At 46.3% G+C, this 20,181-nt stretch carries 16 protein-coding genes and 2 pseudogenes; 14 read left to right on the top strand and 4 right to left on the bottom strand.

All coding sequences use genetic code 11. The features are described 5' to 3' along the window. From FEK47_RS21040 to FEK47_RS21060, 5 genes are all read left to right on the top strand, one after another. A partial coding sequence (locus FEK47_RS21040; RefSeq protein WP_138183360.1) for a DUF3440 domain-containing protein occupies positions 1-432 on the top strand: 432 nt, incomplete at its 5' end. Then, the gene (locus FEK47_RS21045; RefSeq protein ID WP_135487282.1) at positions 417-1,055 is read left to right on the top strand and encodes a ParB N-terminal domain-containing protein; all 639 of its coding nucleotides are present in this window, start codon (positions 417-419) and stop codon (positions 1,053-1,055) included. The genes FEK47_RS21040 and FEK47_RS21045, both read left to right, overlap by 16 nt. Before the next feature lie 69 nt (positions 1,056-1,124). Then, positions 1,125-1,403, top strand: coding sequence for a PerC family transcriptional regulator (locus FEK47_RS21050; protein ID WP_024193174.1), 279 nt, complete (start codon positions 1,125-1,127; stop codon positions 1,401-1,403). A 20-nt stretch (positions 1,404-1,423) separates the two neighbouring features. Next, positions 1,424-2,068, top strand: coding sequence for a hypothetical protein (locus FEK47_RS21055; RefSeq protein ID WP_135487281.1), 645 nt, complete (start codon positions 1,424-1,426; stop codon positions 2,066-2,068). Between the two features lie 441 nt (positions 2,069-2,509). Further along, positions 2,510-3,133, top strand: a complete 624-nt coding sequence (locus FEK47_RS21060) for a potassium channel family protein (protein ID WP_001601276.1) — start codon at positions 2,510-2,512, stop codon at positions 3,131-3,133. 222 nt (positions 3,134-3,355) lie between these two features. Here the strand turns inward: FEK47_RS21060 and FEK47_RS21065 are convergent. Further along, a pseudogene (locus FEK47_RS21065) lies at positions 3,356-3,487 on the bottom strand (type II toxin-antitoxin system RelE/ParE family toxin); the annotation flags it as partial. 210 nt (positions 3,488-3,697) lie between these two features. On the opposite strand from FEK47_RS21065, the gene FEK47_RS21070 reads away from it, so the two are divergent. The 3 genes from FEK47_RS21070 to FEK47_RS21080 are packed head-to-tail and all read left to right on the top strand — an operon-like array spanning position 3,698 to position 9,059. Continuing rightward, on the top strand, positions 3,698-4,600 hold the full coding sequence (locus tag FEK47_RS21070; RefSeq protein ID WP_001601278.1) for a radical SAM protein: 903 nt from the start codon (positions 3,698-3,700) through the stop codon (positions 4,598-4,600). Positions 4,601-4,611: 11 nt separating this feature from the next. After that, positions 4,612-5,019: a DUF6375 family protein gene (locus tag FEK47_RS21075; RefSeq protein ID WP_000708197.1), complete on the top strand. Its 408-nt coding sequence runs from the start codon at positions 4,612-4,614 to the stop codon at positions 5,017-5,019. Then, positions 5,016-9,059, top strand: a complete 4,044-nt coding sequence (locus tag FEK47_RS21080; protein ID WP_205713530.1) for a hypothetical protein — start codon at positions 5,016-5,018, stop codon at positions 9,057-9,059. The genes FEK47_RS21075 and FEK47_RS21080 overlap by 4 nt, the downstream gene beginning before the upstream one ends. A gap of 256 nt (positions 9,060-9,315) precedes the next feature. Here the strand turns inward: FEK47_RS21080 and FEK47_RS21085 are convergent. Further along, positions 9,316-10,602 (bottom strand): annotated as a pseudogene (locus tag FEK47_RS21085) (IS66 family transposase); the annotation flags it as partial. Positions 10,603-10,882: 280 nt separating this feature from the next. After that, positions 10,883-11,344, bottom strand: coding sequence for an H-NS family nucleoid-associated regulatory protein (locus FEK47_RS21095; protein WP_024193175.1), 462 nt, complete (start codon positions 11,342-11,344; stop codon positions 10,883-10,885). Positions 11,345-11,662: 318 nt separating this feature from the next. Here FEK47_RS21095 and tia point away from each other — a divergent pair, with 318 nt between their 5' ends. The 6 genes from tia (at position 11,663) to FEK47_RS21135 (ending at position 18,809) form a co-directional block, all read left to right on the top strand. Then, positions 11,663-12,409 (top strand): invasion outer membrane protein Tia, encoded by a 747-nt coding sequence (tia, locus tag FEK47_RS21100; RefSeq protein ID WP_001601288.1) that lies wholly within the window; start codon positions 11,663-11,665, stop codon positions 12,407-12,409. Between the two features lie 418 nt (positions 12,410-12,827). Next, entirely contained in the window at positions 12,828-13,724 is an 897-nt protein-coding gene (locus tag FEK47_RS21105; RefSeq protein ID WP_001601289.1) for a WYL domain-containing protein, read from the top strand. Between the two features lie 48 nt (positions 13,725-13,772). Further along, positions 13,773-14,852, top strand: a complete 1,080-nt coding sequence (locus FEK47_RS21110; RefSeq protein ID WP_138183361.1) for a chemotaxis protein — start codon at positions 13,773-13,775, stop codon at positions 14,850-14,852. A gap of 46 nt (positions 14,853-14,898) precedes the next feature. Continuing rightward, positions 14,899-16,470, top strand: a complete 1,572-nt coding sequence (locus tag FEK47_RS21115; protein WP_135487280.1) for a cobalamin adenosyltransferase — start codon at positions 14,899-14,901, stop codon at positions 16,468-16,470. A gap of 402 nt (positions 16,471-16,872) precedes the next feature. Then, positions 16,873-17,070 (top strand): hypothetical protein, encoded by a 198-nt coding sequence (locus FEK47_RS21125; RefSeq protein ID WP_001238004.1) that lies wholly within the window; start codon positions 16,873-16,875, stop codon positions 17,068-17,070. A gap of 65 nt (positions 17,071-17,135) precedes the next feature. Further along, on the top strand, positions 17,136-18,809 hold the full coding sequence (locus FEK47_RS21135; RefSeq protein ID WP_135487279.1) for a sulfatase-like hydrolase/transferase: 1,674 nt from the start codon (positions 17,136-17,138) through the stop codon (positions 18,807-18,809). 96 nt (positions 18,810-18,905) lie between these two features. On the opposite strand, the gene FEK47_RS21140 is transcribed toward FEK47_RS21135, so the two are convergent. Continuing rightward, the gene (locus FEK47_RS21140) at positions 18,906-20,168 is read right to left on the bottom strand and encodes an integrase arm-type DNA-binding domain-containing protein (protein WP_001601294.1); all 1,263 of its coding nucleotides are present in this window, start codon (positions 20,166-20,168) and stop codon (positions 18,906-18,908) included. Positions 20,169-20,181 lie beyond the last annotated feature (13 nt).

Here is a 20,181-nt window from a genome sequence, read left to right on the forward strand (position 1 = left end):
CTGGAGCCGGAAACCTGGGCCAGGATGTGTGAGCGGGTGTCAGGTGCTGCCAGCGGGGCGCTTTATGCCAATGAAAGCGGTGCCTATTTTGCCCTGCGTAAGCCTATTTCAAAACCAGCCCATCATACCTGGCGCAGTTACGCGATGTTCCTGCTGGATGTGATGCCGGAAAAAACGGCAGAACATTACCGTAACAAGATAGCTGTCTATCTCCGCTGGTATCAGACGCGGGGCTTTCCGGATGACATTCCCGATGAACAGGAGAATGACCTGGGCTGCCGGGATATCCCGTCCTGGCGACGTATCTGTAAGACTCTCATAAAGAATGATTTCTGGTGCCGGACGCTGTCCTTCGGCCCGAACAAACCCCGGCACTATGAACGTTATCTGCAGCGCATGAAGGAAAGGAGGAAGGAATGGGGGATTCTGTGACACCGGAGAGACTGAGCAACATGATTCGTCAGTACTTCAGCCAGGAACGACCAGATGAAGAGGCCATACAGGCCCTGAACCACCTGCGCAGGGTGCTGCATGAGGTCAGTCCTTTTGCTCAGGAGCCCGTGGACTGCGTGCTGTGGGTAAAAGCGGATAAGGTGGTGGCCAACGATTATAATCCCAATGTCATGGCGCCGGGTGAGAAGAAACTGCTGAAGCAGTCTCTGGAAAAAGATGGTTTCACTCAACCGGTGGTGGTGTCAGAAGAGAAGAACCATTACCTGGTGGTGGATGGTTTTCACCGTCAGTTACTGGGGCGGGAAGCAGATACTGGAAAACGTCTGAAGGGCTGGCTGCCTGTAGCCTGTATTAATCCGGAGAGAAAGGGACAGGCTGAACGTATTGCCGCGACCATACGTCATAACCGGGCCAGAGGAAAACATCAGATAACCTCAATGTCTGATATTGTCAGGGACCTTTCTCGTCTGGGTTGGACAGATGAACGCATTGGTACAGAGCTGGGAATGGACCAGGATGAGGTGCTAAGACTGAAACAGATTAGCGGGCTGACGGAGCTGTTTCAGGAAGAGGACTTCAGCCCGGCATGGACGGTTCGCTGAGACCGTCAGATATGTATATTATTTCAGTGAGTTGATGTTTTGAGCAGGAAAAAGAGTACCCCGGAAGTTGTGGAAGACACGGTTGCACAGAAACTGGAGGCTGCAGGTTACTGGCGCAGAGCTTCTGCCCGCTGGCTTTTTGTTATGGGCAATGTTGAATGTACAGAAGCACAACGGGAGTGGTTGTTGTTGCGACGGGAATATTGTCTGGCGCAGATATCGTCTCCGCCGCTACCTGAAAAGCTGGATATCAGCGAAGTAGCGAAAGCTGCAGATGCCACGCTGAGGCGAATGGGGATTGCCAGCCCGTCCGGGGAGGTATTCAGAAAAGGCACACCGGTCTGTTGATATTCAGGTAACAGGTATTAATGATGAAGAAAGTAATGGTGGACAGCGTATCAGTGCCATGGCAGCTTTTGTGCGATGAACATGGTTTTACCCGGGAGCACCACAATCAGTTGAAGAAGTTCAGCCCGGAAGTATTACGTGAAATTATTGCTGAAATAGCCTGCTGCCATCCATCAACCAGTGTATTGCTCAGGAATAAGTGGCTGACACCGCCGGAGGATATTCTGGAGCAGGTTGCCCGTGAATACGAACGAAGAATACATAACTGTCCATCTTTCAGGAACGAGAAGGAGGCGGAATCCTGGTTAAATGAACTGTTTTTTGCTGTGATTGTTCCGTTATACCGTGTTGCCCCCGGACAATCAGAACAGGTTGAATTCTTTATTCTGCAGCTTATTGCTGAGCAGGAGCGGGTTTGGGGGGGGATTTTAACCAATGATGGTTATTCATGGCATTGTGCGCTTTGTGATATGTTATTTCATCTGATTTTACGAAATATGGAAGACCGGCCTGAACATCAGAGACAACGAATAACAAAAATACTTTATGAGTCCGATACAAGACGGTGTGCAGAAGAGATTAAATTTCGGATTCAATATTCTCAGGATGAAGAACAAAAAAGAGTTTTAAGTGAACTGGTAAATGCTCTTACTTCAGATGTATAAAACATGATATATCGCTATTTTTTTCGTTCATTGAAATCATATTTGTGTAAAAAGTAACAGTAATACTGGTGAGCTCCGGAATATCTGGCAGGAAAAATGATTCATTACTGGCCCTGAAGTCATGCACTTAAGATAAATAGAATTAATGTTGTCAATTAATGCCATGGAAATGCTATTTTCTTCACTAACTGTATGAACTCCGGAACAGGGCTGCTCAGTAAACAAAAACATTTGTGCGTTAAGCGTGCTTTTGGCGAGGAAGTGTAACGGCACCATAGTCACATGATGCTCGTACTTACCTGATTAAAAATATTGTGGAAAATCCCGCAAGTTTGATGACAGTTCTGCTCAACTTTTCCATATACTTACAGACTGCTTTTTAAGCTATTTTTGTTCCTTTTTATGCTCTTTGGTATTTGAACAGACAGAGATGCTTCCTTTATGTTAAAGATAATGAAACAACACAAATTTGCTTTTCTTTTCACAGCACTGCTGAGCACCTTCTTTCTCAATCTGTTTCCACTGAACGCTGCAGGGTACGAGCTGAATACCGTGTTGCAGATTGTGGCGGGCGTTAATCTGTTGCAGCGTCGCCATCAGGTCGTTTCATTTATTATGTTGCTGATAATTTTTGTCACCACACACTGGCTGCACCCCATCAACGCCATGACACAGCTGTACTACGGGAGTTATCTGGTATTTTTCTTCATTCTGTCAGTGATTGTGTTCCGCCAGGTGATTTTCTCCGCCCGGATAAACACAGAGTCCATCTGCGCTGCGCTGAGTGGCTTTCTGCTTATTGGCTATATGGGATTTTTCATGTTTTCTGCAATAGAAAATCATATGCCTGGTGCGTTCCGTGGGCTGTCAAATGATGAGTTGCAGATGATGAATGAACTTTTTTATTATTCTTTCATCAGTATTCTGACCGTAGGCTATGGCGATATTGTTGCCGTCAGCTGGCCGGCCCGTAACGCCACCATTCTGGTTATTCTCACGGGCTATATTTACTCACTGGTTTTTATTGCCCGCATCGTCAGCGGATTTTCGGTCTCAGAAAAATAACGCTCTACGCCAGCGACATAACAGGCCAGACTGAACTCCCGACGTCTGAAACTGTCAGAAACAAGCCATATGTAACATTTACACCAGAATCCCTTGAGATATCATCGAATTCAGAGCAAGGATGTTCCCCCCTGTTTACTGGGGGGAATATTAATCAGTGCTTGTTCTACTTAAGTATCCTCCAAAACTGGCGATATCCAGTCAGGTAAACAGCCTCAAAGGCTACCTGTTTTCTCGAGTGTGCCACAGGCGCAATACATAAATAGTCTGGCCAGTAAGTTCGTAACGGATTTCGTACTCACCAACAAAAATCCGTCTAATCTCCCTGGGTTCAAACTGAAATAACTGTTCCCCTCTCGTAAGCGGTTCTGGTGAGCCGCTTACGAGAGGGGCAGTACTTCGTCGATGTAGTAATATGGATTTACGTCGACACGAAACGTGTGACTTTTAAGCGTCTACTGAAAGCGAAAAACAAACCTTACGCAATCTTTTTTAAGGGATTTCTCGCTATGATGTTAAATACTATTACTTTTGTGGGTTTTAAGCTGCGGGGAACTTGGTGTTATGAAGTCCAGAATCGGGCCAAACGGAGTGCATTTCTTCGATCGAAATACAGGTTTGAACATCCTATTAGACGAATTGTACTCTCAGGGGGTAGTTTGGTCGATGTCTCCCCGTCAAGTCTCAATAGCACTCACCAATCTTTGCGATCTCCATTGCGCATATTGTTTTGCGCCCAAACACAAGGCCGTGCTGCATACTGACCAAGTACTTAGCTGGTTAAAGGAATTGGATACTGAAGGATGCCTCGGCATCGGCTTTGGCGGAGGGGAACCAACTCACCATCCAGATTTCGTCGAAATATGCAAACGGGCTGCCGGGGAAACTCAGCTTGCCGTGACATTCACGACCCATGGTCATCGTTTGTCGCAACAATTAGTTAAACACCTCAAAGGTTCAATTCACTTCGCGCGCATTAGCGTTGACGGGATAGGCAGTACCTATGAAGAACTGCGCGGAAAACCTTTTACCAACTTACTTAAGGGAATTGAATCGATTGCAACATTGTCGCCCTTTGGAATAAACGTCGTGATAAACGAACGTACAGTCTTTGAGCTTGATGCAATAACTGAGCTGGCGCAACAGTTTGGCGCTAGTGAATTGCTGTTATTGCCTCAGCAAGCAACTAACGCGGTCGCAAGTATGAATGAAGTGGTCGGCCGAGAGCTTAAGAACTGGGTCTCCAACTATAGAGGAGAGGTTCGACTTGCAGTAAGTGAGGTGGGAGCGTCAGGACTACCCATATGCGATCCTCTTCCTGATGAAACTGGCCTTCGAGCCTACGCGCACATAGACGCTTCCGGCATATTGCGTATGAGTTCTTATTCAACCACCGGTGTGGATATTGGCGAAACCGGTGTTCTGTCAGCGCTTAAGCGACTTCGTAATACCTTAGAGATAAAATAAGGGGCACAGTAATGAAAATTTGGAACGGATATGGTTCTGAGCATTCGATGAACTTAGTTCTCATCGGAAAATTCAAGCAAGAGCAAGATGCAGAGAAGGTCGAGAAGGATATTAAAACGCTCAGTACTCAGGCTGAGAAAGATGAATGTTACTCGCTCCCTTTTGATGAGCCAGAGAATCAACGGTTTTCAGATGAAATGCTCTCATTACTATGCAGCCTAAAACTCCACACTTTAGGACCAACCGATCTTGGTCAATTGGTGTCAGATCATCATCTAGATCGTGAAGGCGATAGAATAACAATAACTACTGATGAGGCTGAGGTATCCGCGTTCGTGAAGCTGTTTGTCGAGGCTGGAGCAAAGGTCGAGATTTTCTCAGCGCATGACTATCCGTCCGATTCCAGCGATGCCAGTTGAAAGAGGATGCATTGATGCCTGAAGTAAATTGGAAAGTATTCAACGAACTGCCCGGTGCAGCAGATGTGAACTTCGAAAACCTTTGTCGCGCTCTGGTACGCCGACACTATGGTCGTTTCGGGCGCTTTAAGCAACTTGCAAATCAGCCTGGGGTGGAGTTTCACCTCGAGCTGACGGAGCCTTGTGATCTCGGTGCGCCACCAGGCTGGATTGGTTGGCAATGCAAGTGGTATGAGCTGGTGAATGGACAAGATTTGGGAGCCTCCCGCCGCAACAAGATCATCGAAGGTATCGAAAAGACGCGTAAGCATGTCCCTGGAGTAACCAATTGGAAGCTTTGGACTCATCACACGTTAACAAAAGGTGATCAAGAGTGGTTTTTCGCGCTAGAGCGAGACCGCTTCCCCGAATTGAAGTTAGAACTGCTCACTGCTACTGATATCGAAGATCTTTTGGTCGGACCGGGAGCGCTTTTACGGGAAACCTACTTTGGTGAACTGGTTCTAACCCCAGAGCTAATTGCTGAGCAGTATAAGCTTGCCGTGGCTCCATTTAAGAACCGCTACCAGCCAGACGTTCATGTAGCGGTGGGGGCTGAGGAGAATATATTCAGGCATCTGTGCAGCCAAAACGCATGGGAATCTCTGGAAGAACTCTCAAACGCTTTAAAAAAGAATCATACGAGCATTGCTTCGGTTACTGAGCAACTCAAAATTGAGCTCAGGACTGAAGTTGAATTACTCCTGTCCCGGGTTATTGAGTTGACTGAGTTTATTGATGGTTTACACACGGCGCTCGGCAAAGGTGACTTTAACTCTGTACATCAAGCGTTGGTTTCAAATCCTCGTCAGCCGGTACGTTATGACAGGCTACTTTCGAAATTGCGTGGAGCTCGCTTTGACGGGGCTCCGTTAACCGCTAATTTGGTTGCAGATATTCACATGGTTTCGTCTGTTCTCCGCAGTCTGGAGCAGTCAATTGGTGCTCGGGCAGTTGCTGTACTTGCGGCGGCAGGTGAAGGTAAATCTGAACTTGCAGTCAAGGTAACCCAGCCAGAAGGGGAATACCCAGGGGGAATCCTCCTATTGGGTAAGAATCTTCATTCAGGTCAAGGGCTTGATGATCTCGTAACTGCCTTCAAGATTTCTGGGAGGCCAGCAGAAAGTTTCGACCGCCTGATTGAGGCCGTAGATGCGGCAGGCCAGCGTGCAGGCAAACGCATACCTATTGTTATTGACGGTCTGAATGAGGCGGAAGATCCGAGAAATTGGAGGGATGAATTATCCCGAGCGGATGAGCTTCTAAAGAATTTTCCTTATGTCTTGTTAGTTGTCACTCTTCGCAATGAATTCGCCCAGATGTGTCTGCCTGAGGGGTTTCCTCAAGTTGAACATAACGGGTTTCAGGAAGATCCGAAGACAGCATTTGACAAGTACTTTGAGTACTACAAGATCGATGCTACCGATGCGGATCTACCAGTCGAACTCTTGCAGCATCCCTTAACACTGAGAATTTTTTGCGAAGTAGCAAATTATCCTCGTCAGCATATTGTCGGAGTGGAAGCATTGCCCCGTTCGCTTGCAAGTTTGTTCGAAGCACATTTTAACAAGGTTGCCGCACGAGTCGCTGAGCTTTCACCAGCTAGGTATCGCATTTATCAAGATGACGTTCAGGATGCACTACTGACGATCGCGGGTCTTCTTTGGGATAACAATGCGAGAAGTGTGGATTTTCAAGCTACACGGGCGGCAGTTCGGGATATGGGGTGGAACGATAGTATTATTCGTGCACTTGAGTCTGAAGGCATACTAGTTAGGACTATTTCTCAAGAAGGTAGGCAAGGAGTTGCGTTTGCATACGACCTAATGGCCGGACATATGATGGCGCACCACCTGCTTAGGAAGCCTGAGTTGCTCCAATGGTTAAAAAGCGATGAAGGGAGCGCAAAATTCAAATCTCATGGACCTGATTCGCATACCTTCGCTTATGACGTATTCCGGGCTCTGGTTGATCTGTATCCGCAACACTCCGGTAGGCGGCAGCTTTGGCAAGACTTGTCGGATGATATACTCGTTATGAACGCTCTGTTATTGACGACGCAATCGGACCCAAGATATATCGGGCGGGCTACTGTTGAACGATTTGCTCAAGCTATGCAGGAGTCGAAGCGATTTGCACAATTTGCCTTCGAAAAGCTACGGAGCATCAGGGCTGCACTAGCTCATCCGTTTGATATGAGCTTTTTGCATGATGTGCTAATGGCGATGTCCAATACTCAGCGCGATCTTTTTTGGTCCGAGTGGATTCGTCAAAAATCTGAACAAGTTAAAGATGACTTAAAATTCTTGTCGACGAGATGGAAATTGGGTCATCTGGATGAGCGTGAACTTCGGAGAGTTCGCTGGGTGATGTGGACATTGACGACGACATCCAGAGCTTTGCGGGATATGGCTACCAAAGCCCTGTATGAATTTGCCATCAGGCGGCCAGAAGAGTTTTTCCGGTTGGCGATGGAGACAAATGCAGTTTCAGACCCATATGTCCCTGAGCGAGTGTTCGCCGCAGCCTACGGTGCAGTCCTGACCACTTGGTCGGATATCGATGCAGTAGAGTTACATGATGCGTTGCCACGGTTCGCTCGTGAGATTTACCAAACCATGTTTGTACCTGATGCTACAGCTCCTACCTGGCATGCGTTATATCAACAGTACTGCCTGGGAATCATTGCCATTGCAAGGATGGTAGATCCAAATTGTTTTTCAGAGGATGAAGCTGCTCATCTTGTTCCGCCTTTTAGCCATCTGCCTAACGTATTTAAAAGCATTCGTCAGTACGATACAGCAGTCATCAAGCAAGCGCAGAGTGCAGCGATTCGAATGGACTTCGGTAACTATACGATTGGGAGACTTATTCCACATAGATCGAACTACGATGACAGCAACCCAGAGTACCAACAGGTGTTGAAGGCAATTATTTCTCGAATGCTGGTACTTGGTTATGACCCTGAGCAGTTCGAATCTATTGATCGGCAAATGTATTCCGGCTCTCGTATGGGAGAAGACAAACACAAAATCGATCGATATGGCAAAAAGTACGGCTGGATAGCTTACTTCGAGATGTGGGGACTGCGATACGCGCAGGGCCTCCTTTCCGAAGACCGTAGCGCTCGTCCATCGGACGCAGATATCGACCCGACGTTCCCGCTAGACGCTGTGAGCATTGATTTGCCACTTCCAGCCTTGTTCAGCGAACAGTCGTCGGATGATGGGGATTGGATCATGAGGGGGCCGCAACCTGACTACCGTAGCATCCTTGAGATTACGGAAATTGATGGTCTGACGGGGCCATGGATCCTACTTGACGGTTTTGTTGAGCAAAATGCTACCTCGGATGACCGGCAGATTTTCACTTTCCTGCGAGGGGTATTCGTAGATAGCCAAGAAGTTGACAATCTATGTAGGTTGTTCACTGATCTTGAATATCCTGGCAACAGCGCCATCCCTGATGCTCCTGTCTACTATTACACCTATGCTGGTGAGATGCCTTTCTCGTCGATTCCGGGGCTGCTAGTCGCAAATGAACAAGAGGATGATAGTGATGAAAATTTGGTGTCTGCAGACAGATGGTCAGGCAATGGCGTTGCGGTAGATATCACCGTGCAGAACTACAACTGGGAGAGTTACCATAGCGTGGAGAACCAAAGCAGCGGTGCGAGTCTACCCTCGAAGCAACTTTGTGAGGCTTTGAATCTCAGATACCGTGCAAACACATGGGATTTGCATGATGCAGCAGGTGTGGCATCACTGTACCGCAAAGTTGGCGAGTATGATTCGGCTGTCAGTGGCTCAGTCAGTTATTTGCGCCGTGATCTACTTGATCGTTACTTGATGCAATCCGGCAAGGTATTGGTATGGCTTATGTGGGGGGAGCGTGGTTTTCATTACCGCTCCAACAAGACGCACAATTTGCACAGGTATTACGTGAATCACCAACATATTCACAAGCGTATTCATATCCATCAGATAGCTTCTGAGTGCTAGTAACCAAAATATTGCGGACAGAGTCGCTATATGAGTTACGAATTCAGAAAACTTTCATCCGTAAACTTTTTGGATCTCATTTGAAAGCAGGAGGCTTCATTTCGAAGCCTTCTGTGCGGGCTAGATAGAGGCATTAACGATAGACATGTTCGTGCTAACGGTAAGGTTATTGAATAATAGAGGATCTCCGTTCAGTAAAATGGTAAGCGTTAACGGAGCGCCGTATTAACGCTTATTTATTGGTGAGTGCTACGTTCTATGGCAGGAGTTTGTCAACTCTGTTGGAAGGGCATCCCGACAGTACGCTCAGGATATGGCGCAGATACGCTTCCGGATCGATACCGTTCAGACGGCAGGTGCCGATCAGCCCGTACAGCAGTGCTCCACGCTCGCCGCCGTGATCGCTACCGAAGAACACGTAATTTTTCTTTCCGAGACAGACTGCACGAAGCGCTCTTTCCGCTGTGTTATTGTCCGCCTCCGCCAGACCGTCATCACTGTAATAACAGAGGGCGTCCCACTGATTCAGGACATAGCTGAACGCTTCGCCCAGTCTGGATTTTTTCGACAGCGTGCCATTCTTCTCCACCATCCATTCATGCAGCGACGTCAGTAACGCTTTGCTTCGCTGCTGCCTGACTGCAAGACGCTCTGACTCTGGTAATCCCCGTATTTCATCCTCGATGGCGTACAGTTCACTGATTCGCTTCAGGGCTTCTTCTGCCGTCGCACTTTTGCTGCTGATGTATACATCGTGGATTTTTCTCCGGGCATGAGCCCAGCACGCAACTTCTGTCAGCGCACCACCTTCACGTTCTGCACTGAACAGCCTGTCGTAACCTGTGAACGCATTCGCCTGCAGGATACCCCGGAAGGGGCGGAGGTGTTGCTCCGGGTGTTTCCCCTGCCGGTTCGGTGAGTACGCGAACCAGACCGCCAGAGGAGATGACGAACCCGCATTACGATCATCCCGGACATACGTCCAGATGCGCCCTGTTTTCGTCTTTTTCAGGCCCGGTGCTAGTACCTTTACCGGTGTGTCGTCAGTGTGAAGCTTGCGGGTATTCATCACATAACGGTACAGGGCATCATTCAGCGGCGTCATTAACTGGCAGCACGCGTCAACCCAGTTGGAGAGTAATGCACGGCTCAGTTCGACACCCTGTCGGGCAAAGATTTCACTCTGACGATACAGTGGCAGGTGTTCGCAGTATTTTCCCGTTAACACGCGGGCAAGTAATCCGGGGCCCGCGATACCACGCTCTATCGGGCGGGACGGCGCCGGTGCTTCAACGATGCAGTCACATTTTGTTCAGGCTTTTTTTACCCGTTCTGTACGGATCACTTTCAGGGCGCTGCTCACCAGTTCCAGTTGTTCTGCACTGACTTCCCCCAGATAATCCAGCTCACCGCCACACTCCGGGCAACAGCTTTCTTCAGGCTCCAGACGGTGTATTTCACGGGGAAGATACGCCGGTAACGGGCGACGATGATGTGACTGTCGCAACTGGCGGAGAACCAGTTTATTGTCTCTTCGCCCACTCTTTTTCATCATTGGTGAGTTGTTCTTTATGCAAATAATCACCAGGAACAAGGGGAGGGGTAACCAGTTTAGGACGCCCATTATCATCACGAACTGTCACCAGACCAACTATTTCACCATTTTATTTAAGTGCCCATGTAGCCAGTTGGTATAGTGTTGACTTTTCTGCCACACCAGAGACATTTTCGTGACGAAAATACCAATCTGACGCAGGGATAATTTGTTTGTAGGATGTATTACTCATAGCCTTCTCCCTTAACAAAATGATGCTTTTGCCATATTACTGTTCATCTGTTATGTCGTTCGAATTTTTATTGATACGAAAATCTTCCAGAGAACGCCCGGCTTTCATTGCTTCATCAATCGGTTTTGGCGCACGTCCACGCCCGGACCAGTATTTAGTTTCACCATTTTCTTCAAATTGATACTTGGGCGGTGCTTTTGGCAACGTCTTTTTACGTGATTTTGGCGTATCTTCAGGCCGATCAAGCAGTTCTTCCGGTGAAAAACCCTCTTCGGCGATTAACTGAAGCAGTTCCTGACGTTTCTCTTCACGCTCGGCTCGTTCAGCAGCTTCACGTTCAGCATCTTTACGGCGTTCTTCAATAACAGTGTTGAGCTTTTCCTGCATGTCGAGTAATTGCTCAAAATCAACTCCGCGTACATACATGCGTAGTGAACGAATATTCGTCATTGTCCGACTGATGATGCTGTATTCTTCTTCTTTAGTCAGTTTGCACATCATTCCTCTCTCTTTTGCAATAAACGTGTTTTCTCTGGTGGGTTGATTACCCAGTCTTTTTTACTGTGTCTGACATTTTGTACTGTAGTGCAGTTGTAATGCAAACCTCCCGGGCTTTTGGGACACAGCATTTCAGTCTAGGCTCCATCATTACCATTTTGTTGATTCGAAACGAAAACCCTCATCAATATCGATCGATTTTACCGATCGATATGATCGCATCGATCGGTTGTAACCATTTTACCCTATCTTTTTCATGGTCTTAAAATAGGCAACCCTATTTGTCGAGTAGGGTAAGAACCAACGGAGATGATTGGAATGAAAAAGGTTATTGCGGTTTCAGCGCTTGCAATGGCAGGCATGTTTTCGGCCCAGACTCTGGCTGATGAGAATAAAACAGGCTTTTATGTGACCGGTAAAGCCGGTGCTTCAGTTGTGAATCAGAGTGACCAACGCTTCCGCCAGGACTTTGGGGATGATGTTTATAAGTATAAGGGCGGCGATAAGAACGATACTGTATTTGGTGCCGGCCTTGCGGTGGGCTATGATTTTTATCAACATTACAACGTTCCAGTGCGCACGGAAGTGGAATTCTATGGCCGTGGGGCTGCAGACTCCCGCTATACACTGGATACATGGCATTCTCCGATGGGGGATGGTGGTCAGGAAGACACACAGAACAGGCTCAGTGTGAATACCCTGATGATGAACACGTATTATGATTTCAGAAACAGCAGTGCATTCACGCCATGGGTATCTGTTGGGATGGGTTACGCACGGGTACATCATAAGGCGACATATACTGATACTTCCTGGAATAAATCTGGTGAGGTAAGTGATATTTCTGCGTTACATTACTCGGGATATGATAACAACTTCGCATGGAGTATTGGGGCAGGTGTTCGCTATGACGTAACTCCGGATATCGCTCTTGACCTCAGCTATCGCTATCTGGATGCTGGTAAATCCTCCCTGTCTTACAGGGATGCAGAAGGGGATAAATATAAATCAGAGGCTGACGTTAAAAGTCACGACATCATGTTTGGTGTGACTTATAACTTCTGACAGCCATTTCTGCCTGCGCTTTGGGGCACAGTAAAGTGCAGGTATGACAAATCAATAACAGATATCCTGATAACATTCTCCCTCTGGCAATTAATAATATCAGATGAATGAAATATAAATAGAGTAAAAATATTACTCTCGTTGATTTTTTACAGGGGACAGGTGGTGCGCAGTATGGTTGCCAGCCTGTTAAATGAAAAAAGACTGTTGTTGGGGTATGTTGTTTTTTGGCTATATCAACCCTTCCGGAAACAATAAACCGCATTACGAAAGAGGTCCCGGACATCTGGTTTAAAGTTTGAACATAATCAAATAAAAATCTGTTACCGGAGGGCGTAGCTTTGTGGAACTGACAAATGATGTCAGGGGTATTTATATAATTCACTTACACAAGAGTAATACTAAGGTGCAGTGATTTATGGCTGACTCAACGAGAAATCGCTCAGCGGAGCGTTTGGTTGATATCCTTGTTGAATTACAGAGTTATGGCGTGGTCAGTCGCCATAATTTGATGAAAAAATACAACATCACTGAGCGAACAGCATATCGTGATCTGAATATGCTTTCTCCCTTTATTGAAGCCTGTGGCGATGGAAAATACCGGCTTATTTCGGCAAGAGCAGGAAACCAGAGCAAAGAATCACTGCACAAATCTCTGGCCAGGTTACTGGATACTGATGCGATTTTTCCTGAACGGGATGAAGGTTTCTGGCAGAAATTAGAAAACAGGGCAACCGAAAAGCATATTCGTGTTCAGTTTCATAACCCTGAGCACACCATCAGGGATGATTTAAGAAAATATCTTGGTGTTCTTGAAAAAACGATCCGCAACAGTAATGTTTGCCAGATTGCATATGCCGGTAAGACCAGAATCGTTCATCCTTATAAATTAACTAATCAGAGAAGTATATGGTATTTGCTGGCTACTGAAGAGAACAGGTTAAAGTCGTTTTCATTAGCTAAAATAAAATGGCTGGATATAAAAAAAGAAAAGTTTGCAAAGAGTGAGGAAATACAGTCACTAGTAAGTGAGTCATGTGACCCGTGGGTGAGCGACAAAACATTTGATGTAGTGTTGTTCATTCACAGTAATATCGCCCATTATTTTTTGCGACGGGACTTACTTCCTTACCAGCAATTGCTACACAAACATGACAATGGCATTACGCTGTCATGCAAGGCTGCACATAAAAATCAAATTATCCCGTTGATTTTATACTGGCTACCGAATGTTGAAATTATTGAACCAGTATGGCTGAAAGAAGCCGTGTTAACAATGTTAGGAAAATACCTCACCGCTGAGAATGTTTCCTGAAATACTTCAGTTGACTGATGATAAAGTAATCTGTACAGGAGGAAAAGAATGGCATTACCTTTCATTATTTTGGGTGTGGCTGCCGGTGCTGCGGCATTCGGCGGAAAAAAAGCTTACGATGGATATCAAAAAAAGTCAGAAGCAGAGGATGTGCTCGAAAAAGCAAAAGAGCGTTACGAGGAGCATAAAGGAAAATTTGAGCAGTCTGAAGCTCAGACATCATCAAAATTAACAACGCTCGGAAATAAAGAGCTTGAGATTGGTAAAGATTTCAGTGAGTTCGACAGGATTGCTGCAGAGCTCCTGGCGCGTCTGGAAAAAGAGGGCAATAAAGACCTGAAACTGAGTGTCCCGCAACATAACATCGATAAGATTCAGAACCTGGCCATTTCAGCGACAGAATATCTCAGTACGGTCGTTGCTGCCGGAGTTTCCGGGGCTGCTGCGGGTTTTGCTGTGTATAGCGGAGTGATGGCATTTGCAGCGGCTTCCACAGGTACACCCATTGCAGCGCTTTCTGGTGCCGCGGCTTATAACGCGACGATGGCGGCAATTGGTGGGGGCTCACTGGCTGCAGGGGGCATGGGAATGGCTGGTGGCGCAATGGTATTAGGCACTGCAGTGGCTGCACCGTTGATTGCCATAGCGGGCTGGGCTTACGACAGACATGCGACGAAAGCTCTTGAAAATGCCCATCAGTGTGCCTGCAAAGTTGAACGGGCAGTTAAGAAAATGAATCTGGCCCGGGAGCATTTTGCAAAAGTTAATCAATACGTTGATGAAATTCTCACTGCACTGAACAGAATGCATGCTGTATTTATTAAACACTATTTTGAACCGCTTAAATCCATGCATTCTGTTATTACAGAACAACAGGATATCAATGTATCAGATGAAATCATTATGCTTATTGACCATGGATATTCACTGGCCGCTATTATGACGGATATTATTACAACGCCACTGTTTAAACCGCGGAAACAGGAAAATGGTGAGGCTGTGATAAAAGATAACGTTATTGAAATGGAAAAGGATGATAATGGAATGAATGTTATTAATAAGGAAGAGCTGGATGATGTACTGGCCAGTTCGGTTGTGAAATTTGATGATTTTTCATCCCGGAGTTAATGATTTACCGGGCGTTAAAGCCCGGCTTTACAAGAAGTGAAATAACATGAATGTGGAAAAATTTGACTGGACAGAAGAGTTACATCAGACCATGGTGAAGAGCCTGGTTACATCATTCGGGCTGGATTTTCTGTTGCTAAATGATCGTAAGGGTGGTGATGTTGACACTATCCATAATGTGCGTAATGGTATTTATGCCACGGAGGCTGAGCGACAGCGGTATGAAGGTCGTGGCGACTATGATTCTCATCATTACCACAGCCATGAGAACTACATCGCGACGAACCGGAAAGGAAAGCGTGCACATCAGGCAGGGACTCTTACTGATGCATATACAGGCGAAGTGTTTGCTTCAGACGATAAAAAAAATCTGGATCATATTATTTCCGCTAAAGAAATTCATGATGATCCGGGGAGAATTCTTGCTGAACGGGATGGTGCAGAACTGGCAAATGACGCTTCAAATCTGGCATTCACTCATGAGTCGCTCAATAAATCAAAGAAAGCAGACTCAATGGATGCGTTTATTTGCACGCTGCAGAAAAACAGAGAAGATACGTTAAGGCAGATAGCAGAGCTTGAATCTCAGGCAACACTGACAGAAAAAGAAAAGAAACGTCTGATAAGTCTGAGAAAAAAAGCTGATGCAGATACTGAGCGTATGGAAAGGGCTGATAAATATGCCCGGGAAAAATACGAGGCCACGATTAATCAGAGCTATTACCTGAGTAGTAAGTTTGCTACTGCTGTTGCCAGTGCTTCACTTAATTCCGGTTTTCGTATGGGGACGCGACAGATGCTGGGGCTTATTCTTGCCGAGATCTGGTTCGAACTGAGGGAACGAATCCCGCATATTATCAGACAGCAACGGAACTCATTCTGCGCCGGCAAATGCCTGTCCGAAATAACGTCAGCATTACGTGCCTGCCAGGAACGAGTACAGGAAAAATTCAGTTCTTTTTTAATTGCCTTTAAAGATGGTGTCATCGGAGGGATACTGTCAGGTATTACCACAACGCTGTTAAATATATTCCTGACGACGGAAAGAATGATTGTCCGGCTTATCAGGGAAATGTGGAACAACCTCGTTCAGGCCTTTAAAGTCCTGGTATTTAACCCGGAGGGATTATCGCCGGGGCAGTTAGCCAAAGCGGTCACTAAACTGATAGCAGCAGGTGTGGCTGTTGCCGGTGGGGTGATGATAAATGAGGCGATGGCGCAGATCCTTATTTTTCCATTTGGTTCAGAGCTTGCTGCCTTTTGTGGTGCGCTGACGACAGGTATTCTCGGGCTGGTGATGAATTATTATCTCGAATATAGCGAGGTTATGCAGCGGGTATGGGCATTTCTGGACAAATTTAAGGATAAGTTCCGGCGGTCACTGGAATACTTTCAGGCAGTCAATGCTGAACTTGATCGCTATCTTGTGGAACTTACTGCACTGGAATTTTCTGTTGATGCTGCCGCGTTAAATCATTTTTCACTTCATCTGGATAGCGTAAACAGTGAGATAGAGCGCGGAATTCTGCTGAGAGAAGAAGTCAGCCGACGAGGGATTGCGTTGCCGTTTGAGTCAGGAAATGTGGCTTCTGTTCGTGACTGGTTAAATAAGCGATGAAATTACACCCTCCATTTCCCTGTAACCAGTGTGGGGCCTGTTGTCGTCATGTCAACAGGGCGGGTGAAACGCAATGTCTGGATCGTGGTGACGGTATTTGCCGTCACTATCAGACTGATTCTCATTTGTGTGCAATTTATGATAAACGCCCACAGATTTGCCGGGTTGAAGACCAGTATTTACTGAATTATCAGTCTCAGTACAGCTGGCAGGAGTTTATTGCATTAAACCAGGCCGCCTGCCTTATTCTGAATAAACTGTAATGCCATTAATGGCGGCGTCAGGACAGAAACTGAGAGAACATAAAACAGTAAAATGTCATTCCGTTCAGCAGCCAGCGTTGCTTTCTCCGGCTGCTGTTATTGTAAGACATTTTCGTTAAGAACGCAGAAGGAGAAGATCGTGAGATTGCTGTTAAAAGGGCTCGTCGGAATGGCGCTGGCCTGGCTTGTTATTGGTTTCGGGATGGAGTTATTTTTTCTCGCCGATCGGGTTCATCCGGCATTAAGAGTAATCGTTGGCCTGGGGATGTTATTCCTGATGATAATGATTGCGGGTGGTATGTGCGGTTCTCTTCTGTCACGAAAGAAAACATCATGACGTTCCTGTTTACGCCGTTACATTTGTGGCGGCGGATGATACCTGTTTTATGATTATTCAGAAAAATGTATTTACCTGTCACGGCATGTTCAGCGAGCGGCGCCGGACAGAAATATCGCTTTTACTCAATTATTATGAAAATTAATCTTCCATTCATACACTGGCCACGGATTAGCAATGATAAGCGCCTCGTGTTATCAGTGGTTGTCTTTACCCTTTCTAATCTCCTTGTATCCTCAGGAGCGCATCTGATTTACCGGATATTATTCTTTATCCTGGCACTTCTTATTATTAAGGCAATGAAATCGATTACGTTGCGTTTGATTCTTGCCTTCCCGTTCACATTACTGACTGCTGCAGATATCAGTATCAGCCTGTATTCATGGTGTACATTTGACACCACATTCAATGATGGTTTTGCAATCAGTATCCTTCAGACAGATCCTGATGAAGTAATAAGAATGTTCAGGATGTATGTTGTTTATGTTATCGCATTTATTATCCTCTTTTTATTGTTCTTCTGTTCAGCAATAAATAAAACGTCCTCATTGCCATCGGAAAAGGTCACGGTAATTACATTTTTATTGTTAATTACAGTAACGTTATATTCTTCCTTCCAGTTTGCGTTGAAGAAACAGTATCAAATAAATGAAGTTGATCCTTACATAGTCGCTTCCCGGTTTGCCACATATACCCCTTTCTTTAATCTGAACTATTTTGCACTGGCCGCAAAGGAGCATCAGAGATTAATGACGATTGCTGATACCATACCTCACTACGATCTGGTGATTACGGATAACAACACTGACGTATTTGTTCTGGTGATTGGTGAATCTGCAAGGACTGATAACATGTCCATTTACGGGTATTCGCGCCCAACCACACCAGAGCTTCAGAAACAGAAATCACGACTGAAACTGTTCACTCAGGCAATCAGCGGGGCACCTTATACCGCTCTTGCGGTACCGCTGGCATTATCTGCTGATACCGTGCTGCATCATGATGTTCGCCGTTACCCCGATAATATTATCAACATGGCGAATCAGGTGGGGTTCGATACCTGGTGGCTCAGTGCGCAGTCCGCTTTCCGACAGAACGGAACGGCTGTGGCCAGTATCGCCATGCGGGCCAGAAACAGAATTTATGTCAGAGGCTATGATGAGTTACTGCTCCCACACCTGGCTGAAGCACTGAACAGTAATCCGGGAAGCAGGAAACTGATTGTTCTGCATCTGACGGGCAGCCATGAGCCAGTCTGCAGTAACTGGCCCAGAGATAAAGCCGTGTTTAAACCGCTGGATACAGAAGAAGTCTGCTACGATAATTCCATTCATTATACCGACAGTTTGTTGGGACAGATTTTCGCCATGCTGGAAACGCGTCGGGCATCAGTCATGTATTTTTCAGATCACGGTCTGGAGTATGACCCGACAAAAGAACATGCCTATTTTCATGGTGGAATCAAACCCAGTCAGCAGGCTTATCATGTTCCGATGTTTATCTGGTACAGCCCGACACTGGGAGAGCATGTCGATCGCCAGACGGTGAACAGCGTTTTTTCCACTGCGTATAATGATTATCTGATTAATGCATGGATGGGGTTAACCAGAGACGGACAGCCGGAAACGCCGGAAGAGGTAATTATCCGCTGGCAGGGAAAATCAGATGTTTTTGATGCAAACCATAACGTGTTTGACTACAAAGTATTACGAAAGAACTTTAATGAGCCCCTGGAATAATTCATTAAAGTAATTTACTTCGCTATCCTTTTTCCAGTTACTCACAAAGAAAAATATTCAGAAAATAATTCCCGGGCTGGCAGCCCGGGATGATTACTATTTTAATGGATTGTTAATCTTTGCATATTCAAACGGGCTGATACATTGTTCTCTGTTCGCATCCAGAAAATCTGCCCACCACTGTAGCATCAGTCGACGTTCTTCCAGATGTTCTGCTTTATGGATATACGCAGCACGTACACCATTACGCTCCTGATGGCTCATCTGACGTTCCACAGCATCGCGGGACCACAAACCTGATTCAATCAATGCACTGCACGCCATTGCCCGGAATCCATGGCCACAGACTTCCCGGGTTGTGTCATACCCCATCACCCTCAGGGCTTTATTTACAGTATTTTCACTGATTGGTTTACGCGGGTCATGTGCACCCGTAAATATCAGACCATTTTCACCTGCCCATGTCTGAAGTTCTGTCAGTATGGCTACAGCCTGTTTGCTGAGTGGCACAAGATGTGGTGTTCGCATCTTGGAGCCCCGGTGTGAGAATTTTACGCCTGGCAGAGGTTTGCGTTCGGCTGGAATAGTCCACATGGCATTGTCAATATCAATTTCAGACCAGCGGGCGTATCTGAGTTCACTGGAACGAATAAAAACCAGTAAATTCAGCATAACGGCAAGCTGGGTGACAGGTTGCCCCTTGTAACTGCCAATACGTGACAAAAGTTCAGGCAGGCGAGAAAGATCAAGAGCGGGGCGATGCTGGCGTTTTACCGTAGTCAATGCGCCAGCCATATCCAGAGCAGGATTATATCTGATGATGCCAGACTGTACGGCATAACGCATTACGGCAGATATTCTTTGCTGCAGACGACTGGCGATTTCATAAATTTGTTTAGCTTCTGCAGCACGAACAGGGATAAGCAGATCCGGGGTATTGAGTGTTGTGATATCCCGGTTGCCGATAAAGGGGAAAACGTGAGTCTCGAGGCTTTTGAGTACTTTATCGCTGTGTGATTGTGCCCATTGTTTATTACTGGCATGCCAGCGTCGTGCAATATGTTCAAAAGAGAGCTGTAAATCAGGGACTACTTTTTTAGCTCTTTTCTGTTCGCAAGGGTCAACCCCCTCCGAAATCAGTTTTCGGGCCTCATCCCGTTTTGTACGAGCTTCGGAGAGAGAAACTTCTGGATACACACCAAGTGCCAGAGTCTTCTCCTTACCCAGAATACGATAACGGAGACGCCAGTAACGGGAACCATTAGGATGTACCAGCAGGAACATGCCAGCCCCGTCAGTGAGTTTATAAGCCTTGTCAGTGGGCTTTGCAGCCCGGATTTTTGCGTCAGTCAGTGCCATAGTTCAGCCTTCT

Origin of the sequence: Escherichia sp. E3659 (assembly GCF_005781135.1) — a bacterium.
Classification (GTDB): domain Bacteria; phylum Pseudomonadota; class Gammaproteobacteria; order Enterobacterales; family Enterobacteriaceae; genus Escherichia.

Bases quoted from the DNA above. Each gene is read 5' to 3' on its own strand.
- FEK47_RS21045 (WP_135487282.1), top strand. From the start codon at position 417: ATGGGGGATTCTGTGACACCGGAGAGACTGAGCAACATGATTCGTCAG.
- FEK47_RS21055 (WP_135487281.1), top strand. From the start codon at position 1,424: ATGATGAAGAAAGTAATGGTGGACAGCGTATCAGTGCCATGGCAGCTT.
- FEK47_RS21060 (WP_001601276.1), top strand. From the start codon at position 2,510: ATGTTAAAGATAATGAAACAACACAAATTTGCTTTTCTTTTCACAGCA.
- FEK47_RS21070 (WP_001601278.1), top strand. From the start codon at position 3,698: ATGAAGTCCAGAATCGGGCCAAACGGAGTGCATTTCTTCGATCGAAAT.
- FEK47_RS21075 (WP_000708197.1), top strand. From the start codon at position 4,612: ATGAAAATTTGGAACGGATATGGTTCTGAGCATTCGATGAACTTAGTT.
- FEK47_RS21095 (WP_024193175.1), bottom strand. From the start codon at position 11,344: ATGTGCAAACTGACTAAAGAAGAAGAATACAGCATCATCAGTCGGACA.
- tia (WP_001601288.1), top strand. From the start codon at position 11,663: ATGAAAAAGGTTATTGCGGTTTCAGCGCTTGCAATGGCAGGCATGTTT.
- FEK47_RS21105 (WP_001601289.1), top strand. From the start codon at position 12,828: ATGGCTGACTCAACGAGAAATCGCTCAGCGGAGCGTTTGGTTGATATC.
- FEK47_RS21110 (WP_138183361.1), top strand. From the start codon at position 13,773: ATGGCATTACCTTTCATTATTTTGGGTGTGGCTGCCGGTGCTGCGGCA.
- FEK47_RS21115 (WP_135487280.1), top strand. From the start codon at position 14,899: ATGAATGTGGAAAAATTTGACTGGACAGAAGAGTTACATCAGACCATG.
- FEK47_RS21135 (WP_135487279.1), top strand. From the start codon at position 17,136: ATGTATTTACCTGTCACGGCATGTTCAGCGAGCGGCGCCGGACAGAAA.
- FEK47_RS21140 (WP_001601294.1), bottom strand. From the start codon at position 20,168: ATGGCACTGACTGACGCAAAAATCCGGGCTGCAAAGCCCACTGACAAG.